At 48.6% G+C, this 19,601-nt stretch carries 20 protein-coding genes and 1 riboswitch; of the genes, 4 read left to right on the top strand and 16 right to left on the bottom strand.

Annotated elements, in window-relative coordinates:
- Window positions 1–45: 45 nt before the first annotated feature.
- From prpC to AKN87_RS10510, 4 genes are all read right to left on the bottom strand, one after another.
- Window positions 46–1,179 (bottom strand): bifunctional 2-methylcitrate synthase/citrate synthase, encoded by a 1,134-nt coding sequence (prpC, locus tag AKN87_RS10525; RefSeq protein ID WP_053103385.1) that lies wholly within the window; start codon window positions 1,177–1,179, stop codon window positions 46–48.
- A 102-nt stretch (window positions 1,180–1,281) separates the two neighbouring features.
- Window positions 1,282–2,172, bottom strand: a complete 891-nt coding sequence (prpB, locus tag AKN87_RS10520) for a methylisocitrate lyase (protein WP_053101076.1) — start codon at window positions 2,170–2,172, stop codon at window positions 1,282–1,284.
- Window positions 2,169–2,891 (bottom strand): GntR family transcriptional regulator, encoded by a 723-nt coding sequence (locus AKN87_RS10515; RefSeq protein WP_053101075.1) that lies wholly within the window; start codon window positions 2,889–2,891, stop codon window positions 2,169–2,171. Before AKN87_RS10515 ends, prpB begins: the two co-directional genes overlap by 4 nt.
- A gap of 232 nt (window positions 2,892–3,123) precedes the next feature.
- Window positions 3,124–4,050, bottom strand: coding sequence for a ketoacyl-ACP synthase III (locus AKN87_RS10510; RefSeq protein ID WP_053103682.1), 927 nt, complete (start codon window positions 4,048–4,050; stop codon window positions 3,124–3,126).
- A gap of 395 nt (window positions 4,051–4,445) precedes the next feature.
- On the opposite strand from AKN87_RS10510, the gene dctP reads away from it, so the two are divergent.
- Genes dctP through AKN87_RS10495 form a run of 3 tightly spaced genes read left to right on the top strand, consistent with a single transcriptional unit; the run spans window position 4,446 to window position 7,229 of the window.
- Entirely contained in the window at window positions 4,446–5,462 is a 1,017-nt protein-coding gene (gene dctP / locus AKN87_RS10505; RefSeq protein WP_053103384.1) for a TRAP transporter substrate-binding protein DctP, read from the top strand.
- On the top strand, window positions 5,452–5,967 hold the full coding sequence (locus AKN87_RS10500; RefSeq protein ID WP_053103383.1) for a TRAP transporter small permease: 516 nt from the start codon (window positions 5,452–5,454) through the stop codon (window positions 5,965–5,967). The genes dctP and AKN87_RS10500 overlap by 11 nt, the downstream gene beginning before the upstream one ends.
- Window positions 5,964–7,229: a TRAP transporter large permease gene (locus tag AKN87_RS10495; RefSeq protein WP_053103382.1), complete on the top strand. Its 1,266-nt coding sequence runs from the start codon at window positions 5,964–5,966 to the stop codon at window positions 7,227–7,229. Before AKN87_RS10500 ends, AKN87_RS10495 begins: the two co-directional genes overlap by 4 nt.
- Before the next feature lie 46 nt (window positions 7,230–7,275).
- Here AKN87_RS10495 and AKN87_RS10490 read toward each other — a convergent pair whose 3' ends face one another.
- Complete coding sequence (locus AKN87_RS10490; protein WP_053103381.1) at window positions 7,276–7,974, bottom strand: restriction endonuclease; 699 nt, start codon at window positions 7,972–7,974, stop codon at window positions 7,276–7,278.
- A gap of 139 nt (window positions 7,975–8,113) precedes the next feature.
- Here AKN87_RS10490 and hrpB point away from each other — a divergent pair, with 139 nt between their 5' ends.
- A complete protein-coding gene (gene hrpB, locus AKN87_RS10485; protein WP_053103380.1) occupies window positions 8,114–10,630 on the top strand; it encodes an ATP-dependent helicase HrpB in 2,517 nt (838 codons plus the stop codon).
- A gap of 102 nt (window positions 10,631–10,732) precedes the next feature.
- Here hrpB and folE read toward each other — a convergent pair whose 3' ends face one another.
- The 11 genes from folE to AKN87_RS10430 form a co-directional block, all read right to left on the bottom strand.
- A complete protein-coding gene (gene folE, locus AKN87_RS10480) occupies window positions 10,733–11,287 on the bottom strand; it encodes a GTP cyclohydrolase I FolE (protein WP_053101069.1) in 555 nt (184 codons plus the stop codon).
- Between the two features lie 143 nt (window positions 11,288–11,430).
- Entirely contained in the window at window positions 11,431–12,252 is an 822-nt protein-coding gene (locus AKN87_RS10475; RefSeq protein WP_053103379.1) for a M48 family metallopeptidase, read from the bottom strand.
- A 31-nt stretch (window positions 12,253–12,283) separates the two neighbouring features.
- A complete protein-coding gene (locus AKN87_RS10470; protein WP_053103378.1) occupies window positions 12,284–12,763 on the bottom strand; it encodes a phosphatidylglycerophosphatase A family protein in 480 nt (159 codons plus the stop codon).
- Between the two features lie 8 nt (window positions 12,764–12,771).
- Complete coding sequence (gene thiL, locus AKN87_RS10465; RefSeq protein ID WP_053103377.1) at window positions 12,772–13,713, bottom strand: thiamine-phosphate kinase; 942 nt, start codon at window positions 13,711–13,713, stop codon at window positions 12,772–12,774.
- 12 nt (window positions 13,714–13,725) lie between these two features.
- A complete protein-coding gene (gene nusB, locus AKN87_RS10460) occupies window positions 13,726–14,220 on the bottom strand; it encodes a transcription antitermination factor NusB (protein ID WP_053101065.1) in 495 nt (164 codons plus the stop codon).
- Window positions 14,217–14,693, bottom strand: a complete 477-nt coding sequence (ribH, locus tag AKN87_RS10455) for a 6,7-dimethyl-8-ribityllumazine synthase (protein WP_053101064.1) — start codon at window positions 14,691–14,693, stop codon at window positions 14,217–14,219. The genes nusB and ribH overlap by 4 nt, the downstream gene beginning before the upstream one ends.
- 56 nt (window positions 14,694–14,749) lie before the next feature.
- Window positions 14,750–15,853 carry a bifunctional 3,4-dihydroxy-2-butanone-4-phosphate synthase/GTP cyclohydrolase II gene (gene ribBA / locus AKN87_RS10450; RefSeq protein ID WP_053103376.1) on the bottom strand — a complete coding sequence of 368 codons (1,104 nt, stop codon included), beginning with the start codon at window positions 15,851–15,853 and terminating at the stop codon, window positions 14,750–14,752.
- Window positions 15,854–15,914: 61 nt separating this feature from the next.
- Window positions 15,915–16,574, bottom strand: coding sequence for a riboflavin synthase (locus AKN87_RS10445; RefSeq protein ID WP_053101062.1), 660 nt, complete (start codon window positions 16,572–16,574; stop codon window positions 15,915–15,917).
- A gap of 123 nt (window positions 16,575–16,697) precedes the next feature.
- Window positions 16,698–16,840: riboswitch (FMN riboswitch) on the bottom strand.
- Between the two features lie 176 nt (window positions 16,841–17,016).
- Window positions 17,017–17,394, bottom strand: a complete 378-nt coding sequence (locus tag AKN87_RS10440) for a DUF6746 family protein (RefSeq protein WP_199532711.1) — start codon at window positions 17,392–17,394, stop codon at window positions 17,017–17,019.
- A gap of 157 nt (window positions 17,395–17,551) precedes the next feature.
- Window positions 17,552–19,219 carry a cation/acetate symporter ActP gene (gene actP / locus AKN87_RS10435; RefSeq protein ID WP_053103375.1) on the bottom strand — a complete coding sequence of 556 codons (1,668 nt, stop codon included), beginning with the start codon at window positions 19,217–19,219 and terminating at the stop codon, window positions 17,552–17,554.
- Window positions 19,216–19,524 (bottom strand): DUF485 domain-containing protein, encoded by a 309-nt coding sequence (locus tag AKN87_RS10430; protein WP_053101061.1) that lies wholly within the window; start codon window positions 19,522–19,524, stop codon window positions 19,216–19,218. The genes actP and AKN87_RS10430 overlap by 4 nt, the downstream gene beginning before the upstream one ends.
- Window positions 19,525–19,601: the final 77 nt, after the last annotated feature.

Below are 19,601 nucleotides of genomic sequence, written 5' to 3'. Positions count from 1 at the left end.
GGAGCGGTTGATCCAGTGCCGCTGACAGCAGCACTGGTTTTAGCATTAACGCTCGCTAATAGGTGTTACAGCGCGCTGTTCCTCACCGATATATTCGGCACTGGGGCGAATAATGCGGTTATTGGCACGCTGCTCAAAAATATGCGCGGCCCAACCGGTTAAGCGGGAGCAAACAAAAATGGGGGTAAACAGCTTGGTTGGAATCCCCATAAAGCGATAGGCCGATGCATGGAAGAAGTCCGCATTAGGAAATAAGCGTTTTTCATCCCACATAAACTTCTCAATTGCCTCAGAGACCGGGTAAATCACCGTGTCCCCTACTTCATCTGCTAGCTGCTTGGCATACGCCTTAATCACTTCATTACGCGGATCTGAGTCACGATAAATCGCATGGCCAAAGCCCATGATCAATTCCTTACGCTCGACCATCTGCCTTAATTCTTCTAACGCTTCTTCAGGCGAATTAAAGCGATCAATTAAATCCATCGCCGCCTCGTTAGCACCGCCATGCAGCGGGCCACGTAGCGAACCAATGGCACCGGTAACGCAGGAATACAGATCCGATAACGTAGAAGCACACACCCGACCAGTAAAAGTTGAGGCGTTAAACTCGTGCTCTGCGTATAAAATCAACGACACGTTCATCACTTCACGATGTAACTCACTCGGTGATTTACCATGCAATAGGGCTAAGAAGTGGCCCCCTAAGTCTTTCTCTTGGGTGACGCAATCAATGCGCACCCCTTCATGGCTAAAGCGATACCAATAAATCAGCATGGCGGGTAACGTGGCGAGCAAACGGTCAGTCACATCATGTTGTTGAGCAAAGGATTCTTCTGGCTCTAAGGTGCCTAGCATCGACACCCCAATCCGCATCACATCCATCGGGTGCACATCAGCTGGAATTCGCTCTAATACCTCTTTTAAGGTATCGGGAATATCACTTAACGCCTGCAACCGCTCAATATATGCCTGTAACTGAGCAGCCGTTGGCAGCTCGCCGTACAGGAGTAAATACGCCACTTCCTCAAATTTGCCGCAACGGGCCAATTCACGCACATCATAGCCACGATAAGTTAAGCCAGCCCCCTCTTTACCCACGGTAGATAAAGCGGTTTGTCCTGCGATTTGGCCACGTAAGCCTGCTCCACTCAGTACTTTGTTCTTTGCATCCGCCATTGTTGTATTCCTCTTATTAGCGATGACAACTGTTGTTATTTTTGTATTTTTAGAACGCTTGTTACTGCTTTAGCGCTAGTTATAACGGTATTTGCTAGGTCATTATTTATTTTTTTGCTGAGCAAATAAGTTATCTAAATACTGCTCAAACTGGTGATAGTTAATGCGATCGTACAGCTCCATTCGCGTTTGCATGGTGTCGATCACATTTTTCTGAGTGCCATCTTGACGAATGGCGTTGTAGACATTTTCCGCTGCTTTGTTCATTGCACGGAACGCGGATAAGGGGTATAGCACCAAGGATACATCCACTGCCGCCAACTCATCGGTGGTGTACAGCGGGGTGGCACCAAACTCGGTAATGTTGGCTAAAATAGGTGCCTTAATCCGATCGGCAAAGGTCTTATACATGTCTAGCTCTGTAATGGCTTCGGGAAATACCATATCGGCCCCTGCTTCAATACACGCCGCTGCACGATCTAGCGCTGAGTTTAAGCCTTCCACTGCAAGCGCATCAGTACGCGCCATAATGACAAAGCTGTCATCGGTGCGGGCATCAACCGCGGCTTTAATGCGGTCAACCATTTCTTGTTGCGAGACAATTTCTTTATTGGGGCGGTGACCACAGCGCTTAGCACCGACTTGGTCTTCAATATGCATCGCCGCTGCGCCAAACTTAATCATCGATTTCACGGTACGCGCCACGTTAAACGCCGATGACCCAAAACCGGTATCCACATCGACCAATAACGGCAGATCACACACATCGGTAATACGACGCACATCAGTGAGTACGTCATCTAAGCCGCTAATACCTAAATCGGGTAAGCCTAAAGAACCTGCAGCGACTCCGCCGCCGGATAAATAAATCGCTTTAAAGCCTGCACGCTGGGCTAATAGTGCATGGTTAGCATTGATAGCACCGACTACTTGTAGCGGGTGCTCAGCGGCAACCGCATCACGGAAACGCTGTCCTGGAGTTTTCTGACTCATGACTCACCTCGATTGGGGTTAGTTAATGCCTGGGCGCCGGCATAATGGCGCTCAATATTGCGACGTGATGCAGCGATATGCCGCCGCATCAGCAGTTCTGCTAGCTCACCATCACGATTAGCAATGGCTTCTAGAATTCGGTGATGCTCAGTAAAGGCTTGAGTGGGACGATTGGGCGTAGTAGAAAAGCGAATACGGTACATCCGCACCAATTGATACAACTCATCGCATAGCAATTTAGCAAGGGTTTTATTGCCACTGCCTTGGATGATTTTGTAATGAAAATCAAAGTCGCCCTCTTGCTGGTAATAGCCCACACCTGCTTGAAACGATTCATCTTGCTCATGGGTTGCCAATACTTGGCGTAACTCAGCAATCTCTGCTTCGCTCATCCGCTCAGCGGCTAAACGACAGGCCATGCCCTCGAGCGACTCCCGCACTTCATAGAGTTCAATTAGCTCATCGGGCGTCAGCGATACGACCCGAGCCCCCACATGGGGAACTCGCACTAATAAACGCTGCCCCTCTAAACGGTGCAAAGCCTCACGTAACGGCCCGCGACTGATGCCATAGGTCCGCGCTAACTCTGGCTCGGAAATTTTACAGCCCGGCCGTAGCTCACCGGCCACAATGGCGGCCTGCAAAGTACGAAACACTTGTTCCGATAAAGTCGCTGAGTCGGCTTCTTCAGTGACCATCAAGTCAGTAATTACACCCATATATTGTCAACACTTAACTAAATTAATAGCTGTAAAGCTAGATTTAATCGCCATAACTGTCAACACAAAAGCTTAAGTGTTAACAATTATTCAACCAAGGTCTTAGCTGTTAAGTGTCTAGAAAACGGGGCCAGAGCTATTTTTGCCACAAAAAAAGCACTGCCCAACCAGACCTTAGCCTGATCAGTCAGCGCTTTTAAACACCGCCTTTAGTGCACTGCGGCGCTAGCCGTTAGACACGACTTAATAACCCCGACGCCCAGGATAAGCCCACACCAAATCCACTCATGAGTACCTGTTGATAGTCACTATCTAGCACATAGTGCTCAAGTAACAGCGGAATGGAGGAAGACACCGTATTACCTGCACCAAACATATCCTTGAGCACTTTGTCGCCATGCTCACCTAGGCGCTTGGCAATCGCATCGACAATCGCTGCGCTGCCTTGATGTAAGCAAATGGCATCTACCTCGGCAAAATCCAGTCCTGCTTTAGCTAAGACTTCTTGCATATGGGGGATAATTTTTAAGCTAGCAAAGTTAAAAACTTGGCGGCCATTCATATGAAAATGACCGTCTTTGGTGACCAAGTACTCAGCCCCAGCACCATCAGTGCCATAACTGCTGGCTGTTAATACCCACTGTGGCTGTTGACCAAGCCAGGTGGCGGTAGCGGCATCGCCAAACAATAAGGTCGTTAAGCGATCACTGCGATCCATGATTTTTGAATAAGGATCAGCGGTCACCAATACCGCATTACGCAGCCCCGCTGCCTGCATAAAGCCTTGGGCAATGGCTAAACCATAGACATAACCAGAACAGCCAAGACCCACATCAAAGCATGCAATCTGCTTAGGTAAACCCAGTTTGTCTTGGGCAATAGCCGAGGTATGCGGTAAACCTTCGGCATCACCGTTTTGGGTAACCACAATCAAGGCCTCAATCACTTCTGGTTTAAGCGCTGGATTTTTCGCTAATAAGTTCTGTACTGCCTGCACACATAAATCGGAAGTCTCTTCAGCATCGCTTTTCACTGACAACGTGCGGGTGCCTAACTTGGCATCAACAAAGGCTGCATCCCGCTCAAATTCAGCGGCCTGTGCCACATTATCAATGCGCCCCGGTGGGATATAACTTGCAATGCTTTTAATACCGATCATGTTATTTTTCCAGAGATTGGTCACCACATCTGCCTGAACCATCAACCATAAGCAGACTAATCAGTCACCTAACAACAAAAAATTAGGCTAGCGAGTACTCGATGACTTGAGCACTGGCGTAGCCCGCACAAAAATTCAGACGTTGCAGCCTACCTAGAAGGCACAATAAATACCATTGTGCCAAGGGCTAGGTTCGCTCACTATCAAGTAAAATCGGTCCTTAAAGAGGCAACAAGCTGAGCAACAATTGACTAAAAAACCATTAAAAACACAAGCTAAGCCTAGCGTTAAGGCTAAAGCATTGGAGTTCTTGCGGATATTGGCTGAAGTTTGATATTTGCTTAGCTTAGGTAGGAAAATTACCCTTCCTACCTTTGTGAACACTCCATTGAGCTATGTTTTTTCTACGACAATTAACCGCGCTACTGCTATGCAGTGTTGCTTTAAACTGCTGGGCGGTAACTGAATTACGTCTTGCCTCACAGCTACCCGACAAACATGCCCTAGGTGAAAACCTGCACCTCTTTGCCGATGAAGTGCAGCGCTTAAGCCAAGGCCAACTTAAAATTAAAATCTATCCGGCTTCGCAGCTGTATAGCGATAAAGAAATGCCCAAGGCGATTGCCGTGGGAGCAGTGGATATGGGTATTGTTTCACTCACCCAGTTTGCCGGCACCCTACCAGCGGTAGACCTATTTTATCTGCCGTTTTTATTTGATAATCAACAGGCAGTGCTTGCCGCAATTGCCCCCAACAGCCCAGTACGCGCGCCCTTAGATGAGGCAATGCGCCAGACTGGAACTCGCGTGATGTGGTGGCAACCCTATGGCAGCACGGTCATTATGTCGCACCATGAAGTACGCACCCCTAAAGATTTAGCCGGGCGCAAGGTGCGTGTGTTTGGTAAAACTGTGGGCGAGTTTATTAGCGCAGTCGGTGCGGGGCCCACACTGCTGTCGGGTGCCGAACAATATCTAGCTTATCAGCGGGGAACAGTCGATGCCGGATTGAGCGGGATTCTAGCCATCAAATCACGCAAGCTGTATCAGCTGATGCCATCTATTACCCTCACTCGCCATGCAGATGTTGAGTTTGTTTCACTAATTAATGAGCAGCGCTGGCAGACTTTAACCGAACAGCAACAAGCTATTTTACGCCAAGCCGCGCAATATGCCGAAAACCAACTACGGCATGATATTCCACGCCTAGAACGCGAAGCTGAAGAGTTTGTTGCCGCGCAACCCAATACCCGAGTAATTGAACTGAGCGATGCCGAGCGCGACAGCTGGCGCATTGCTGCCGCGCCAGTACGCGAAGCTTTTTTACAGCGCACGGGGGAACTCGGCCAACAGCTGTTAACCGCCGTCGACCAAGTTAACCAACAGATCCGTGAGGCGCAGCATGCCAACTAATCAACCCTCTTCTCCAGCACTGGTTACCATCCTCAGTCAAGCCGCCGCCAAGCTAGGTGCTGCGCTGTTTGTGCTGGTTGCGTTTGCAATCCTATATGAAGTTATTTCTCGTTATTTGCTGGGTTCACCGTCAATCTGGGTGGAAGAGTTGAGCTTATTGGCGCAAGTCTGGGCCACCTATTTAGGCATGGCCTATGTGCTGCAAAGCCGCGCTATGCTGCGCATTGAGTTAGTCGCTGAACGCTTTGGTCGGCTTGGCCAGCAAATCAGCGAATGGTTAGGCTTACTTGTAATGTGTGCTTGCTCGGTACTTATTATTTTATTGTCAGTTGAATCACTGCTAGAAAGCTTAGCCCAGCAGCGAGCATCCGCTAGCTTATTAGTGTTACCCAGTTGGTTGGTCGAACTGTCGTTACCTATTGGCTTTTCTTTATTGTTAGTACAAGCCCTGTTACACATGCTGCAACTACTTAAGCAGCCGATCACCGCGGAGCCGCGTCCATGACCAGTAGTTTAATTATTCTTGCCTTGTTGTGGGTGCTGCTGTTAGTCGGAGTGCCGATTGCTTTTAGTTTTACCGCAGTCGCCATGGCTATGCTGTGGTATATCGACATTCCCTTAGCCGCAGTGCCGATTCAGCTGATTAGCGGGGTAGATAACTTTATTTTGTTATCGGTACCTTTATTTTTATTAATGTCGAATATTTTGCTTAAAGGTGGCATTGGCCGCGATTTATTTGCTGCCATGCAAAGTTGGGTTGGGCACTGGAAAGGCGGCTTAGGAATTGCCACCATTTTATCCTGCGCACTGTTTTCCGCTATTTGCGGTTCATCTGTGGCCACCTCTGCCACCATTGGCAACGTGGCGATCCATGAAATGACCTCGCGCGGTTACCAGCGCCGCTTTGTATTTGGCTTATTAGCCGCTGGCGGTACCTTAGGCATCTTAATCCCGCCTTCGATTCCGCTAATTATTTACAGCTCAATTACTGAAGACTCGATCGTAGATCTCTTCTTAGCCGGTTTACTTCCAGGACTGTTACTGACTGCTCTATTTGTCGCTTACTGCTTTATCCATGCACTGTTTGATCAGCATACCGTCCCCGTAGCTAAAGCCTCGCGCCAGCAGCGCCTACGCTTGAGTCTACGTGCACTGCCTTCAATGGCACTGGCATTACTGATTATCAGCGGCATTTACTCGGGTGCTTTCACTCCCACCGAAGCTGCAGGTGTTGGTACGGTGGCGGCCTTAGCCATAGTACTGCTGATGAAGCGCCTTTCCTGGAGCGACTTTAAACTGGCCTGTATGGACAGCCTACGCACCACGGTAACCTTATTTTTGATTATTGTTGGCGCTAAACTCTTTAGCCACGCGGTTGCACTCTATGATATTCCCCAAGTTATTACTGCGGCCATTGTCCACACCTTCTCCACTCCCACTGGCTTTTTATTGGTCGTCGGTGTCATTGTGTTGATCATGGGATTGTTCTTAGAGTCCGTTTCGCTACTGATGCTGATGATGCCAATCCTGTTACCTGCACTGAATGCCATGGGGATTGACCGCATCTGGTTTGGTATTTTATTTGCGATCTTGATTGAGTTTGCTCTTATCACTCCGCCGGTTGGCATGAATCTTTTTGTAATCCAAGCCGTTGGCAAAGGCTCATTGGCCGAAGTCTCTAAAGGGGTCATTCCCTTCTTCTTTGTGATGTTTTTAGCCTTAGTCTTGGTCTATTTATTCCCTGTTATTGCAGTGGGGATTATTTAACCATGCTATGTAGAGCCTGCTACAGCTATTACTTGTAGCAGGCCTGTTAACGCCCCAAGGCGTGCAGAATATCTTCGGCAGCCATTAGCTCAACGCCGGCGCTACGGGCAAAATCAATCGCATCTAAGGTAAAACCACCTGAGGCCACAACATAACCTTTAGCCGCGCCACTGGCAGCTACAATACCGGCCATTTCGCGAATAATAGCGACCCCTACTCGGCTATTCCAATGCTTACACTGGATCACATAGATTTCGCCTTTCTTTTTCGCAATAACATCCACACCACCGTCAGCTCCTTCCACGGTGTTTTCAACGCTGTAGCCTTGTTCGCGGAAAATTTCGGCGGTGAGTACTTCAAATTCCTGCCAACTTAAGCCCTGCAAGGCTTTTTTTGCCGAACGAGCACTCGCCACTTTACGGGCGACCTGGGTACGCTTAAAGCGCTTAAACGGCCCCAGCAATAAGCCTAATGCCAGCTGTGGCAAAACATACAACTGGCTTAAATAAGCTAAATTAAATCCCAACTCGGCTTTGAGCTGCTGAAAATCAACAAAGTACAAGGGATATAACGGTTGCCAGCCATCAATAAATATCAGGTAACCCAGATAATGTTGATACAAACCCAGTGCGCCGATTAATAAAGTACTGCCAACAATAAAGTGCCACTGACCCAAGGAATAGGGCAGCCACCACCACGAGCGACGTTTGCGCACACCGTAGGGCGTTTTTTTCTGGTTCCGCACGTAACAACCTTAAATTAAGCTGGGTAACAAAGGTGTATAAGTATACAGTAAAAGGGCTTTTTTTCCAGTCAGACTGCGGCTAACAGCGATCAAATAAAATCTGCTACAGTGCGCACTTGCCTTTCAATGGAATTCCCTCGTGTTTGCTACTGACTTGCCGATTTATACGGTTTATCAACCCCTACTCCAAGCGCTGCGTGAACATACCGAAGTTATTTTGCAAGCAGCACCCGGCGCAGGTAAAACGACTCAGGTGCCGTTATACCTGCTAGATCAACCTTGGCTAGCCGACCAAAAAATCATCCTCCTTGAGCCAAGACGCTTAGCGGTACGCAATGCAGCTGAACGCTTAGCCGCGCAACTAGGACAAGCCGTTGGTCAACGTGTGGGATACCGCATGCGTATGGCAACTAAAGTAAGTGCTGCCAGCCAAATTGAAGTCGTGACCGAAGGCGTTTTTCTACGCATGTTGCAACAAGATCCTAGCCTAGAAGGTGTGGGACTAGTCATCTTTGATGAGTTTCATGAGCGCAGCCTAGACAGCGATCTGGCCCTTGCCTTAATGCTCAATGGCCGTGAATTACTGCGAGATACTCCACTGCGCCTGTTAATTATGTCGGCGACTTTGCCCAGCCAGCGCTTACGCCAACAGTTTCCCCAAGCGCCCTTTATTGAAAGCCAAGGTCGCCAGTTTCCAGTCACTATTCATTGGGGGGAGCCGCGCAAGTTAAATGAGCCTTTGCTGCCGAGTCTGCTACAAACCACACTACACTGCTGGAGGAAATCAAGCGGCAATCTGCTGGTATTTTTACCGGGACAACAGGCAATTCAACAACTGTTGCAGGCCCTTAACCAAGCGCAACAGGCAGATACCTTGATCACTCCCCTGTATGGCGAGTTATCCCTTGAGCAGCAACAACGAGCAATCCAGCCACCTCCTGCTGGGCTACGAAAAATAGTCTTAGCCACTAATATTGCCGAGTCTAGTATTACTATTGAAGGCATTACCGAGGTGATTGATAGCGGGTTAGAGCGAGTGCCCTTATTTGATTTAACCACTCAGACCCAGCGCCTAACCACCCAGCGCATTAGCCAAGCCTCTGCCGCACAGCGTGCAGGCCGAGCCGGCCGTATCGAACCTGGGCGCTGTTATCGATTATGGTCAGAGCAGCAGCATCAACAATTACCTGCTTTTTCCACACCCGCTATCAGCCAAGCGGATTTATCCTCGTTAGCACTGCAGTTAGTACAATGGGGGGCAGAGCCTGATGAGTTATTTTGGCTCGATCCGCCTAAACCCAGCGCCTACCAGCAGGCCTTAATAGGATTACAGCAACTAGGTGCGATTGATCAGCAAAGACGTTTAACCGCACAAGGTCAGGCGATGCTGCAGCTTCCGGTTGAGCCACGAATTGCCTGTTTATTACTCTACGGACAAGCGTTTAACGCCACAGAGACCGCCTGTTTATTAGCGGCCCTATTAGGCGAGCGTGATATTTTGCCAGAACAAGGCGCTGATTTATCCCTGCGTATTGAGGCGTTACAAGGCGATTACCAAATTGAACGCTCTCAGCAAGGACGTGCCCAGCGCATTAAGCAACAAGCTAAACGCTATCAGCAGTTATTACCCAAGCAGCCGCTTAGGGTGGGCGAGATGCCAAGCCCTGATCTGGCCTTGGCCGCAGCCCTAGCCCTGGCTTTTCCCGAGCGAATTGCCCAGCGCACCAACCAACAAAGCTACAAGCTAGCCAATGGCCGCGCCGCGCAATTTTATCAGCCCGACTCGTTGCAACAGTCAGAGTGGCTAGTTATTGCTGAGCTGGGTTCGGTGCAAGGTCGCAGCCACGATATTATTCAACGTGCCCTACCTTTATCCGCGGCATTATTTGCTGGCTGTCTAGCCTCACTGGTGGACACCGTGAGTGAATGTGCATGGCAAGCTGATGCCGGTGGTTTTATTGCTCAACAGCGGGTTAAGGTCGGAGCACTGACGTTAAGTACGCAAGCCCATGCCGCCATTGATCAGTCGTTAATTGCACAAACCTTAATCAGTTATATACGCCAGCAACAACTCAGCTGTTTACCCTGGATACCGGAACACCAACAATGGTTGGCGCGGGTTCAGTTGCTGCATGATTTACAGCAACAAGGGCAACTAACTAGCGAAGAAAAATGGCCCGATGTAAGCCAAGCCGCGCTAATCAATTCACTGGAACATTGGCTGCTGCCTTTTGTGCAAGGTGTTCAGCGTCAAGCGCAACTAGCCAAAATCGAGCTGGGCCATGCCCTGCACTCGCTTCTTTCCTGGGAGCAACAACAGCAACTCAATCAGCTCTGTCCCTCTCACATTCAAGTACCCTCTGGCTCTAATAAACGGATTGATTACCTCGAGCGCCCCCCAGTACTTGCCGTACGCTTACAAGAGTTATTTGGTTTAGCGCAAACGCCGAAATTAGCAAAAGGGTTACAGCCACTTAAATTACACTTGTTGTCACCGGCCCAACGCCCGGTACAGGTAACGATGGACTTAGCCAGCTTTTGGCAAAACACCTACCACGAGGTAAAAAAAGATTTAAAAGGTCGCTACCCTAAGCATTACTGGCCGGATAATCCTTTACTCGCTGAGCCAACGGCACGGGCTAAACCGCGCAACTAGTTGCCAGTTGCCGTAAGACAGCCCATTAATCAGCGGCAATAAAAAAGGTGCTAGGACGTCCTAACACCTTTCAGTGAGTAGCGCACAGGTTAACCCAAGAGGTTAGTCACGGATCAACTGCAAAAACTCTTGGCGGGTGGTACCGGAATTACGGAACGCACCTAACATTGCTGAGGAAGTCATCACTGAGTTTTGCTTTTCCACCCCACGCATCATCATGCACATATGCTGCGCTTCAATCACCACAGCAACACCCGCCGCTTGGGTAACATCTTGAATCGCATCGGCAATTTGTCGAGTGAGGTTTTCTTGAATCTGTAACCGCCGAGCAAACATATCCACAATCCGTGCAACCTTGGATAAGCCAATCACTTTACCGGTAGGAATATAGGCCACATGCGCCTTACCAATAAACGGCAGAATATGGTGCTCGCATAAAGAGTACAGCTCAATGTTACGGACAATTACCATTTCATCGCTATCTGACTCAAACAGCGCACCATTAACTACCTCGTCTAAGGTTTTACCATAGCCGTTGCATAGATACTGCATCGCTTTCGCGGCACGTTGGGGGGTATCTAGTAATCCTTCACGCTCAGGGTCTTCTCCTAATTGCTGAAGAATCTCGCGGTAGTTGTTAGCAATAGCGTCGCACATGACTGCTCCAATGGCTGTTTAAGTTAATGGCACTCGTCATTTAAAAGAGTGTGGTGCGTTAAAAAGGCGCTTAAGGTACCAGATTTAGCCGTCTAATTGTTAATTAAGCGGCAAACTGGCCGTCTCAGCGCCAGCTAGCCAGATTAATAACGGTTTTTTGCCTGCTGATAAATCGGCAGCACTTTAGGTACTACAGCTTGCAAGGTGTTAATCCGTGATGCGGAAGCAGGGTGCGTACTTAAGAACTCAGGAGGCGCACCACTACTGGCCTGGGCCATTTTTTGCCAAAGCGTCACCGCCGCTTGCGGGTTATAACCGGCTCTCGCGGCCAACTCAATCCCAAGTAGATCAGCCTCGGTTTCAGCGCTGCGGCTATTAGGTAAAGTTAAACCATATTCCACTGCGGCATTGGTCAACTGCATACCCTGCTCGCCCAAACCCAACAAGGTAACTAAACCTAACTTACCCACTTCTAAGGCATAGGCTTTAGACATCGCCTCACGGCTATGCTCACGTAAAGCATGGGCAATTTCATGGCCCATAATTGCCGCGATTTCATCATCCGTGAGCTGCAGTTTTTCTATAATACCGCTAAAGAAAATAATTTTACCGCCAGGCATGCAGCTAGCATTTAGCTCAGGCGATTTAATCAGGTTAACTTCCCACGGCCAGCTTGCTGCATCAGCGCGGTAATAAGGTGCCTGCTTAATTAAGCGCTGGCCAATCACCTCTAAACGCCGCGCATTAGCAGTATTACGCTCAACCATGCCCTTACTGGCTGCTGTTTGTATCATTTCTTGATACTGCAAAGCTGAACTTTGATTAATCTGCTCGGTACTCAACAAGCTAAACATATACTGTTTACGCTGCACACCGACACTGTCGCCACTGGTGGTATTGACGGTTTGGCAGCCAACTAGGCTCATCGTTAACACTAATCCTAGTGCTTTAAATCCTAACTTCATTGGGCTCACTCCCTTTAGATTACTTGGCGTGCTACGCCGCCACAATAAATAACACCAGCTGTAGAACGCCTGCTGCCATTATTCCAGCAAGAATATCGTCCAGCATAATTCCGACCCCGCCACCAACCTTTTGATCCGCCCAACTCACTGGCCAAGGTTTGGCTATATCAAACACACGAAATAATATAAAACCCAGCACTAGCCAATACCAAGTCAGGGGCACAGCAAAAAAAGTTAGCCAAATACCAACAAACTCATCCCAAACAATGCCATTGTGGTCATGCACGCCTAAGTCCTTAGCCACCTTATCGCACAGCCAACACCCAAAGAGCGTTGCGGCCAGCAAAAAAATGGCTAACCAAGTCAAAGACAGCTGAGACAGCACTGGCACAAAGAGTAAACCTACCACTGTACCCCAAGTACCTTGAGCCTTAGGCGCTAAACCTGAGCCGAAGCCAAAGGCTAGAAAATGCCATAGGTTACGCCAGACTCTTGGGTTGGCACTGGACATAGGAACTCCTAAAAATGTGTGTACCCTGGCTGCACCTTAACATCCGTTGCAGCCGCAAAATTGATCAACTCCACTCCTGCTCCGGCGACCACCTGACCAATCGCTCGAACATTGGGAAAGGCGCTTTGAATAATCGTTAAGTGCTGCGGCGGCAAGGTGAACACCAAATGATAGTCGTCGCCACCGGTTAAGGCGGCCGGTAATGCCTGCGCTAATGGAAGATCCATTACACAGGGCACTAAATGGGCATCAATCACTAGACCGACCCCAGAAGCTTTAGCCAGATGCCCTGCATCCGCTAGCAAGCCATCAGAAATATCTAGCGCAGCCGTAGCCCGCTGTCGCAGCGCTCGGCCCAATGCTAATTGTGGCTGGGGTTGCCAGTAAGCAGTTAACAACTGCGAAGTCTGCGCCGACTCAGCGGTCGAGGGCTGTAATACCCAGGGCAAAGCTAAGTTTGCCGCGCCTAACACGCCGCTGACACACAGCAGATCCCCTACTTGGGCGCCACTACGTACTAACGCCTGCCCGACCGGTACCTGCCCCAACACCGTCAGAGTGAGGCTTAAAGGTCCGCGGGTGGTATCGCCACCGATCAAACTAATAGCATGCTGTAAGGCGGCTTGATTAAGTCCCTCAGCAAAAGCCGTTAGCCACTGTTGATCAGCGCTGGGTAAGGTTAAGGCTAGAGTAAAACCTAGCGGTTCAGCGCCCATTGCCGCCAAATCGCTCAGGTTCACCGCTAAAGCTCGCTGTGCTAATAGCGCGGGATCGGCCTGCGCAGGAAAGTGTACCGTTTCAACCAAACTGTCGGTTGAAACGGCTAATTGATGGTTAGGGCTAGGCTGCAGCAAGGCGCAGTCATCGCCTATCCCTAAGGCAATAGATTCGCCACCGCGAGCACAGCCCGCAGTAGCGAAGTAGTGATGAATCAGTTTAAATTCATCCATCTGATAGCTCAGTTACTGTTTGCCTAAACGTTCAGCACGCACTTCAGGACCGCGTAAATGCGGTGCTAATTTATCAAGCACCCCATTTACAAACTTGTGTCCATCAGTTGCCCCAAATACTTTGGCTAACTCAACCGCTTCATTGATTACCACTTTGTAAGGCACATCCACTCGGTTGCTTAACTCCCAAGCGGCTAAACGCAAAATAGCTAACTCAACAGGGTCTAGCTCCTCTACCGCACGATCAAGATAAGGCACTAACTTATCGGTCAAGTCCGCTTTTTGACTAGCCACGCCGTGCAAAATATCGTGAAAGTAAGGCCCATCAACCCCATCAAAATTATTATCTACGCGAAATTGTGCCTCAATCGCTGCCATCGATTGCTCAGCTACGCTCCACTGATACAGTGCTTGCATAGCTAAGGTACGAGCCACGCGGCGTTTGGCAATTTTACCTTTTGCTAACGGTGGTAACTCATCACCACAATCGTCATGATTTAAGCTCACTTGGCCTCCAACTGCGCCAGCAGGCTAACCATTTCCAAGGCAGACAGTGCAGCTTCTGCACCTTTGTTACCGGCTTTAGTGCCTGAGCGCTCAATGGCTTGCTCAATCGAGTCTACGGTTAACACACCAAAAGATACTGGCACATCATAGCTCATGGACACCTGTGCTAAACCTTTGGTGCACTCGCCGGCCACATACTCAAAGTGTGGCGTACCACCACGAATCACCGCACCTAAAGCAATAATGGCGTCAAACTCATCACGCTGCGCTACTTTTTGTGCCACTAAAGGCAACTCAAAAGCACCCGGCGCACGAATAATCGTAATATCGTCTTCTTGTACGCCGTGACGTACTAAGGCATCAATCGCACCACTCACTAAGCTTTCAACTACAAAGCTATTGAAACGACCAACTACCAGTGCGTACTTGCCAGCCGGTGCGATAAAGGTGCCTTCGATGGATTTAATTGTCATGAAACCGTCCTAAAAATAAAGAGCGATGGCGAGCAATTAATCGCTCGCCACCCAAGCTAGGCTTGTGGGGAAATGTATTCTACAACTTCTAAGTCGAAACCGGATATAGCATTAAAGCGCATCGGCTTACTCATTAAGCGCATTTTACGTACACCTAGGTCACGCAAAATCTGCGAGCCGGCGCCTACAATGCTGTAAGTACCTGGGGCTTTGGGCTTACGGGTTTCTTCTGGATTGAGTTGTAATTCAATTTGATTCAGTAGTTCTGAACCGGTCACGGCGTTGCCTAACAGCAGCACAACTCCTTTACCTGCCTTGGCGACTTCCGCCATGGCAGCACGTAAGCTCCAACGCTCACTTTGTTTGAGCAACAGTAAATCGCGTAATGGATCCATATTGTGCACACGAACCAAAACGGGTTCATCAGCTTCAAACTCACCTAAGGTAATGGCTAAATGCACATCACCATCCACCGAGTCACGGTAGGTCACCATATTAAACTGACCCAACTCACTGTCTAATGGCTGTTCAGAAACGCGCGAAACCGTGCGCTCATGAATCAAGCGATAATGAATTAAATCTGCAATGGTGCCAATTTTTAAGCCATGCTGCTCGGCAAACACTTCTAACTCAGGACGGCGTGCCATGCTGCCATCATCATTGATAATCTCGCAAATCACCCCACTCGGCTCACAACCTGCTAAGCGCGCTAAATCACAAGCCGCTTCAGTATGACCTGCTCGCGCTAGCACGCCACCTGGGTGCGCCATCAATGGAAAAATATGGCCAGGGCTAACAATATCGGCTGCCACTGCATCTTTAGCGACTGCCGCTTGTACTGTGCGGGCGCGGTCTTCTGCAGAAATCCCCGTCGAGACGCCTTCAGCCGCTTCAATCGAGACGGTAAAGTTAGTACCAAAACCTGAACCATTACGTTGCGCCATTAACGGCAACTCTAGGGTTTCACAGCGCTCGCGGGTCATAGGCATACACACTAAGCCGCGGGCATGCTTGATCATAAAGTTAATGTGTTCTGCGGTGACAAATTCCGAGGCAATAATAATATCGCCTTCATTTTCACGGTCTTCGTCATCCATCAAGATCACCATTTTGCCTTGACGAATATCTTCAATAATTTCTTCTGGTTTATGTAACGCCATGAAATGCTCTCAATTACTCAAATAAAATTAACACTTAGTGAACCTAAACTGCCTAGGTGCGCTACAAAAATCCATGCTCAGCCAAAAAAGCTTGGGATAAAGTACTAGAGCCTGCAGGCTCTGCAGCTTTATCACCCAATAATAACCGCTCAAGGTAGCGAGCAATCAGGTCAATCTCTAGATTAACCAAGCTGCCACTGCGGTATTCGCCCATAATGGTTTCTTGCAAGGTATGGGGCACTATCGTCAGCTCAAATTCAGCGCCATCGACTGCATTCACCGTTAAGCTCACACCATCGACAGTAATCGAGCCTTTCATCGCGATATAACGCGCCAGTTCTTTGGGTGCCCGTACCTTAAACTGAATCGCACGCGCATTGTCTTCACGGCTAATAATTTCACCCACACCATCGACGTGGCCACTGACTAAGTGTCCCCCTAGACGAGTGGTGGGAGTTAGGGCTTTTTCTAAATTGACTTGGCTGCCCTGCTTAAGATTAACAAAGCCTGTGCGCTCTAAGGTTTCGCGGCTTACATCAGCGGCAAAACCATCACCTGGTAACGCGACCGCTGTTAAGCAAATCCCATTTACCGCAATGCTATCGCCAAGCTTCACATCTGATAAATCAAGCTTTCCTGTGGCGACTTCTACACGCACGTCTCCGCCTTTCGGCGTAATGCTACGTATTTGGCCAACCGCTTCAATTATTCCAGTAAACATCTATCGATCTCCTGTTTAATAAAACAGGGCAAAATTGGATCGAAAGGGAAATTCGCTCGGCTCTACTCACCCTTCACTGCTGGCATCAACCGGCAGCACTGGTTAAGCACACCTTGCTGACTTTCCCGCTCTCTCTCATCCGGACTATAACCGTCGGCTTTGGCTTTTCACCAAATCTGCTGACCTTGCTGGGGAAGCAAGCGCTCGCGGGCTGAGTCTAAGACTTTACCGCCGGTGGGGACTTACACCCCGCCCTGAGAACGTTTGAACTGTTAACAGTTCGCTGTGCGTTTTACCATATTTAGCAGGTAATTACACCCATCTAACACTTTATCTGCACCCAAACAGCCAGGTTAATGCCTGCTGCAAAATGCACAAAGCCCTGATAGTCACCTACCAGGGCTTTGTTAAACGCTCAGTAATAAGCTCTCTAGCCTAAAACCTACTTAACGATTTTACGCGAAGTTTCTAAGTACAAAGGCGCGTTCTTTTTCAGCTTTTCACGGTCGAAGGTTTCAGAAGCAACGTGCACTTCTTCTAATACATCAGCTAGATCATCCAGCTCTTCTTCCATTTTCTCTAAAGCAACTTCTAAGGTGTAGGTTAACTGATGAATTTGCACTAGATCTTCATCTGTGTACTCACCTTTTTTAACGATAGCTTCTAGGCGATTGTTGTACTCAGAGAAGTTCTTTACTGCAGCTTCTAAGGTAGGTGATGGCTCACCTTTAAAATGATCCACGCGATCATCTGCAACCACGGCACCTGCACCCATCATTAAACCTGCTGCGAGCACTGCAGTATTAAGCATTTTTTTCATAACAAGTCCTACTTGTGAATAAGAATAATTTACCCGACAAAATTTACCAGCAGTTAATTACAAATGCAAACCAATCTTAATTAGATTCACTAATAAATAGTGCCCATAAAAAAGGGCGACCCATGGATCGCCCTTTTACGGTTTAAGCTACTGATGATTAATGATCAACCGCTCCAGTTCGGCCAATACCCGTTTGGCTACGCACAGTCAGTGCATCAAAGGCATCACGCTCGGCTTGGGCACTCTTACCTTTATCGGTTACTGAGAAGAACCAAATAGCTAAGAAAGCTAATGGAATCGAAAAGATACCGGGATTCGGGAAAGGTGCGACTGGCTCAGCATTACCAAACACATCCACCCACACGGTTTTACTTAATACTACCCATACGGTAGCGAAAATTAAGCCTAAGAAACCGCCGATAGTGGCTCCACGAGTCGTACAACCGCGCCATGAGATCGACAGCACCAGCACTGGGAAGTTAGCACTTGCAGCAATAGCAAAGGCTAAGCCCACCATGAAGGCAACGTTTTGATTCTCAAACACAATGCCCAGTAAAATTGCCAAACCACCTAACACCAGAATCGAGATTTTAGAAATCCGCATTTCTTGCGCTTCAGTTGAACGGCCACGGGCAATCACGTTGGCATACAGGTCATGGGCAATAGTTGCCGCACCAGCCAAGGCTAACCCAGCGACTACTGCAACAATGGTAGCGAAAGTAACAGCCGCTAAGAAGCCTAATAACAAGCTACCACCCACCGCGTTGGATAAGTGTACGGCCGCCATGTTGGTTCCACCTATCAAGCCGTTGATCAGATCAAAAGAACCATCTGGGCCGGTATGGAAGTACTCAGGGTGACGTACTAATAACGCAATCGCACCGAAACCAATAATAAAGGTAAGTACATAGAAGTAACCAATGAAACCACTCGCCCAAATTACCGACTTACGTGCTTCTTGCGCGCTGGATACGGTGAAGAAGCGCATTAAGATGTGCGGCAAACCTGCTGTACCGAAGGCTAAGGCAATACCTAATGACAAAGCATTCAAAGGATTGCTACTCACCGCCGCACCAGGGGCCATTAGTTCGCTATGGGTTGGGTGTACTCGCACCGCTTCCGCCAACATGGCATCTGGACTCCAGTTAAAGGCGTAGAGCACCAGCGCTGACAGTAAGGTAGCACCAAACAGCATCAGTACCGCTTTAATGATTTGTACCCAGGTAGTAGCTGTCATACCGCCAAAGAATACATAAATCATCATCAGCACGCCGATAATCACTACTGCCATCTTGTACTCAATACCAAACAGCAGCACGATCAATTTACCGGCACCTACCATCTGCGCAATTAAGTACAGGGCAATAATCAGCAACGAAGCACTGGCAGCAAGAATACGCATCGGGGTTTGCTTTAAACGGAATGCCGTTACATCCGCAAAGTTAAAACGTCCCAGGTTACGTAGCCGCTCTGCGACCAAGAACATAACCACTGGCCAACCAAACAAGAAGCCAATCGCATAAATTACGCCATCAAAACCACTGACGTAGACCATACCGGCAATTCCTAAGAACGAAGCCGCCGAGATATAGTCACCAGCAATCGCTAAGCCGTTTTGGAAGCCCGAAATACCGCCACCGGCCGTATAGAAATCCGACGTAGTTTGAGTTTTACGGGCGGCCCACCAGGTAATAACCATGGTTCCGGCAATAAATAATAAAAACATTACAATGGCTGAAGTGTTGGCTTGCGCACCGCCGGATTCAGCCCATACAGGTGTCGAGAATAAGGCGAGTAGACTGGTCGCCACTAGAGATTTTTTCATTCTACATCCCTCACCACCTGGTCTAATAAAGGATCAAATACCTTATTAGAGAAGTACACATAAATCGCAATCATGATGACTGCCACCACAATAATTAATACACCTAGTAATACCCCGATACTCATGGTCCAGCCTGCAGCCACTGGGCGTGCAAACATATGTGGCATATAGGCAAGCGTTAAAATAAAGCTTGCATATAACGCCAGCGCGATACCAAAAAACAGGTTACTTAGGCGAGTGCGTCTCCGTACTAGCTCGTGATACTTAGGGTGTTTTAGCACCTCTGCTACAATGTCTTTTTGCATAACAATGTTTCCCTTTTTGGGGCTTCGTCTGCCATGATGAGCAAACGATTGCCTTTTGTTTCTGAATAAGGCTGCGG

Origin of the sequence: Thiopseudomonas alkaliphila (assembly GCF_001267175.1) — a bacterium.
Taxonomy (GTDB): Bacteria; Pseudomonadota; Gammaproteobacteria; order Pseudomonadales; family Pseudomonadaceae; genus Oblitimonas; species Oblitimonas alkaliphila.
Note: the sequence above shows the minus strand (reverse complement) of the source record. Positions and strands in the feature narration are given on the sequence as shown.

Excerpts from the sequence above, each read along its gene's own strand:
- AKN87_RS10430 (WP_053101061.1), bottom strand. The coding sequence starts at position 19,524 with ATGCAAAAAGACATTGTAGCAGAGGTGCTAAAACACCCTAAGTATCAC.
- AKN87_RS10515 (WP_053101075.1), bottom strand. The coding sequence starts at position 2,891 with ATGGGTGTAATTACTGACTTGATGGTCACTGAAGAAGCCGACTCAGCG.
- AKN87_RS10510 (WP_053103682.1), bottom strand. The coding sequence starts at position 4,050 with ATGATCGGTATTAAAAGCATTGCAAGTTATATCCCACCGGGGCGCATT.
- AKN87_RS10445 (WP_053101062.1), bottom strand. The coding sequence starts at position 16,574 with ATGTTTACTGGAATAATTGAAGCGGTTGGCCAAATACGTAGCATTACG.
- AKN87_RS10495 (WP_053103382.1), top strand. The coding sequence starts at position 5,964 with ATGACCAGTAGTTTAATTATTCTTGCCTTGTTGTGGGTGCTGCTGTTA.
- ribH (WP_053101064.1), bottom strand. The coding sequence starts at position 14,693 with ATGACAATTAAATCCATCGAAGGCACCTTTATCGCACCGGCTGGCAAG.
- actP (WP_053103375.1), bottom strand. The coding sequence starts at position 19,219 with ATGAAAAAATCTCTAGTGGCGACCAGTCTACTCGCCTTATTCTCGACA.
- dctP (WP_053103384.1), top strand. The coding sequence starts at position 4,446 with ATGTTTTTTCTACGACAATTAACCGCGCTACTGCTATGCAGTGTTGCT.
- AKN87_RS10500 (WP_053103383.1), top strand. The coding sequence starts at position 5,452 with ATGCCAACTAATCAACCCTCTTCTCCAGCACTGGTTACCATCCTCAGT.
- ribBA (WP_053103376.1), bottom strand. The coding sequence starts at position 15,853 with ATGGCGTTACATAAACCAGAAGAAATTATTGAAGATATTCGTCAAGGC.
- AKN87_RS10470 (WP_053103378.1), bottom strand. The coding sequence starts at position 12,763 with ATGTCCAGTGCCAACCCAAGAGTCTGGCGTAACCTATGGCATTTTCTA.
- folE (WP_053101069.1), bottom strand. The coding sequence starts at position 11,287 with ATGTGCGACGCTATTGCTAACAACTACCGCGAGATTCTTCAGCAATTA.
- prpB (WP_053101076.1), bottom strand. The coding sequence starts at position 2,172 with ATGAGTCAGAAAACTCCAGGACAGCGTTTCCGTGATGCGGTTGCCGCT.
- prpC (WP_053103385.1), bottom strand. The coding sequence starts at position 1,179 with ATGGCGGATGCAAAGAACAAAGTACTGAGTGGAGCAGGCTTACGTGGC.
- AKN87_RS10475 (WP_053103379.1), bottom strand. The coding sequence starts at position 12,252 with ATGAAGTTAGGATTTAAAGCACTAGGATTAGTGTTAACGATGAGCCTA.
- AKN87_RS10440 (WP_199532711.1), bottom strand. The coding sequence starts at position 17,394 with ATGAAAAAAATGCTTAATACTGCAGTGCTCGCAGCAGGTTTAATGATG.
- thiL (WP_053103377.1), bottom strand. The coding sequence starts at position 13,713 with ATGGATGAATTTAAACTGATTCATCACTACTTCGCTACTGCGGGCTGT.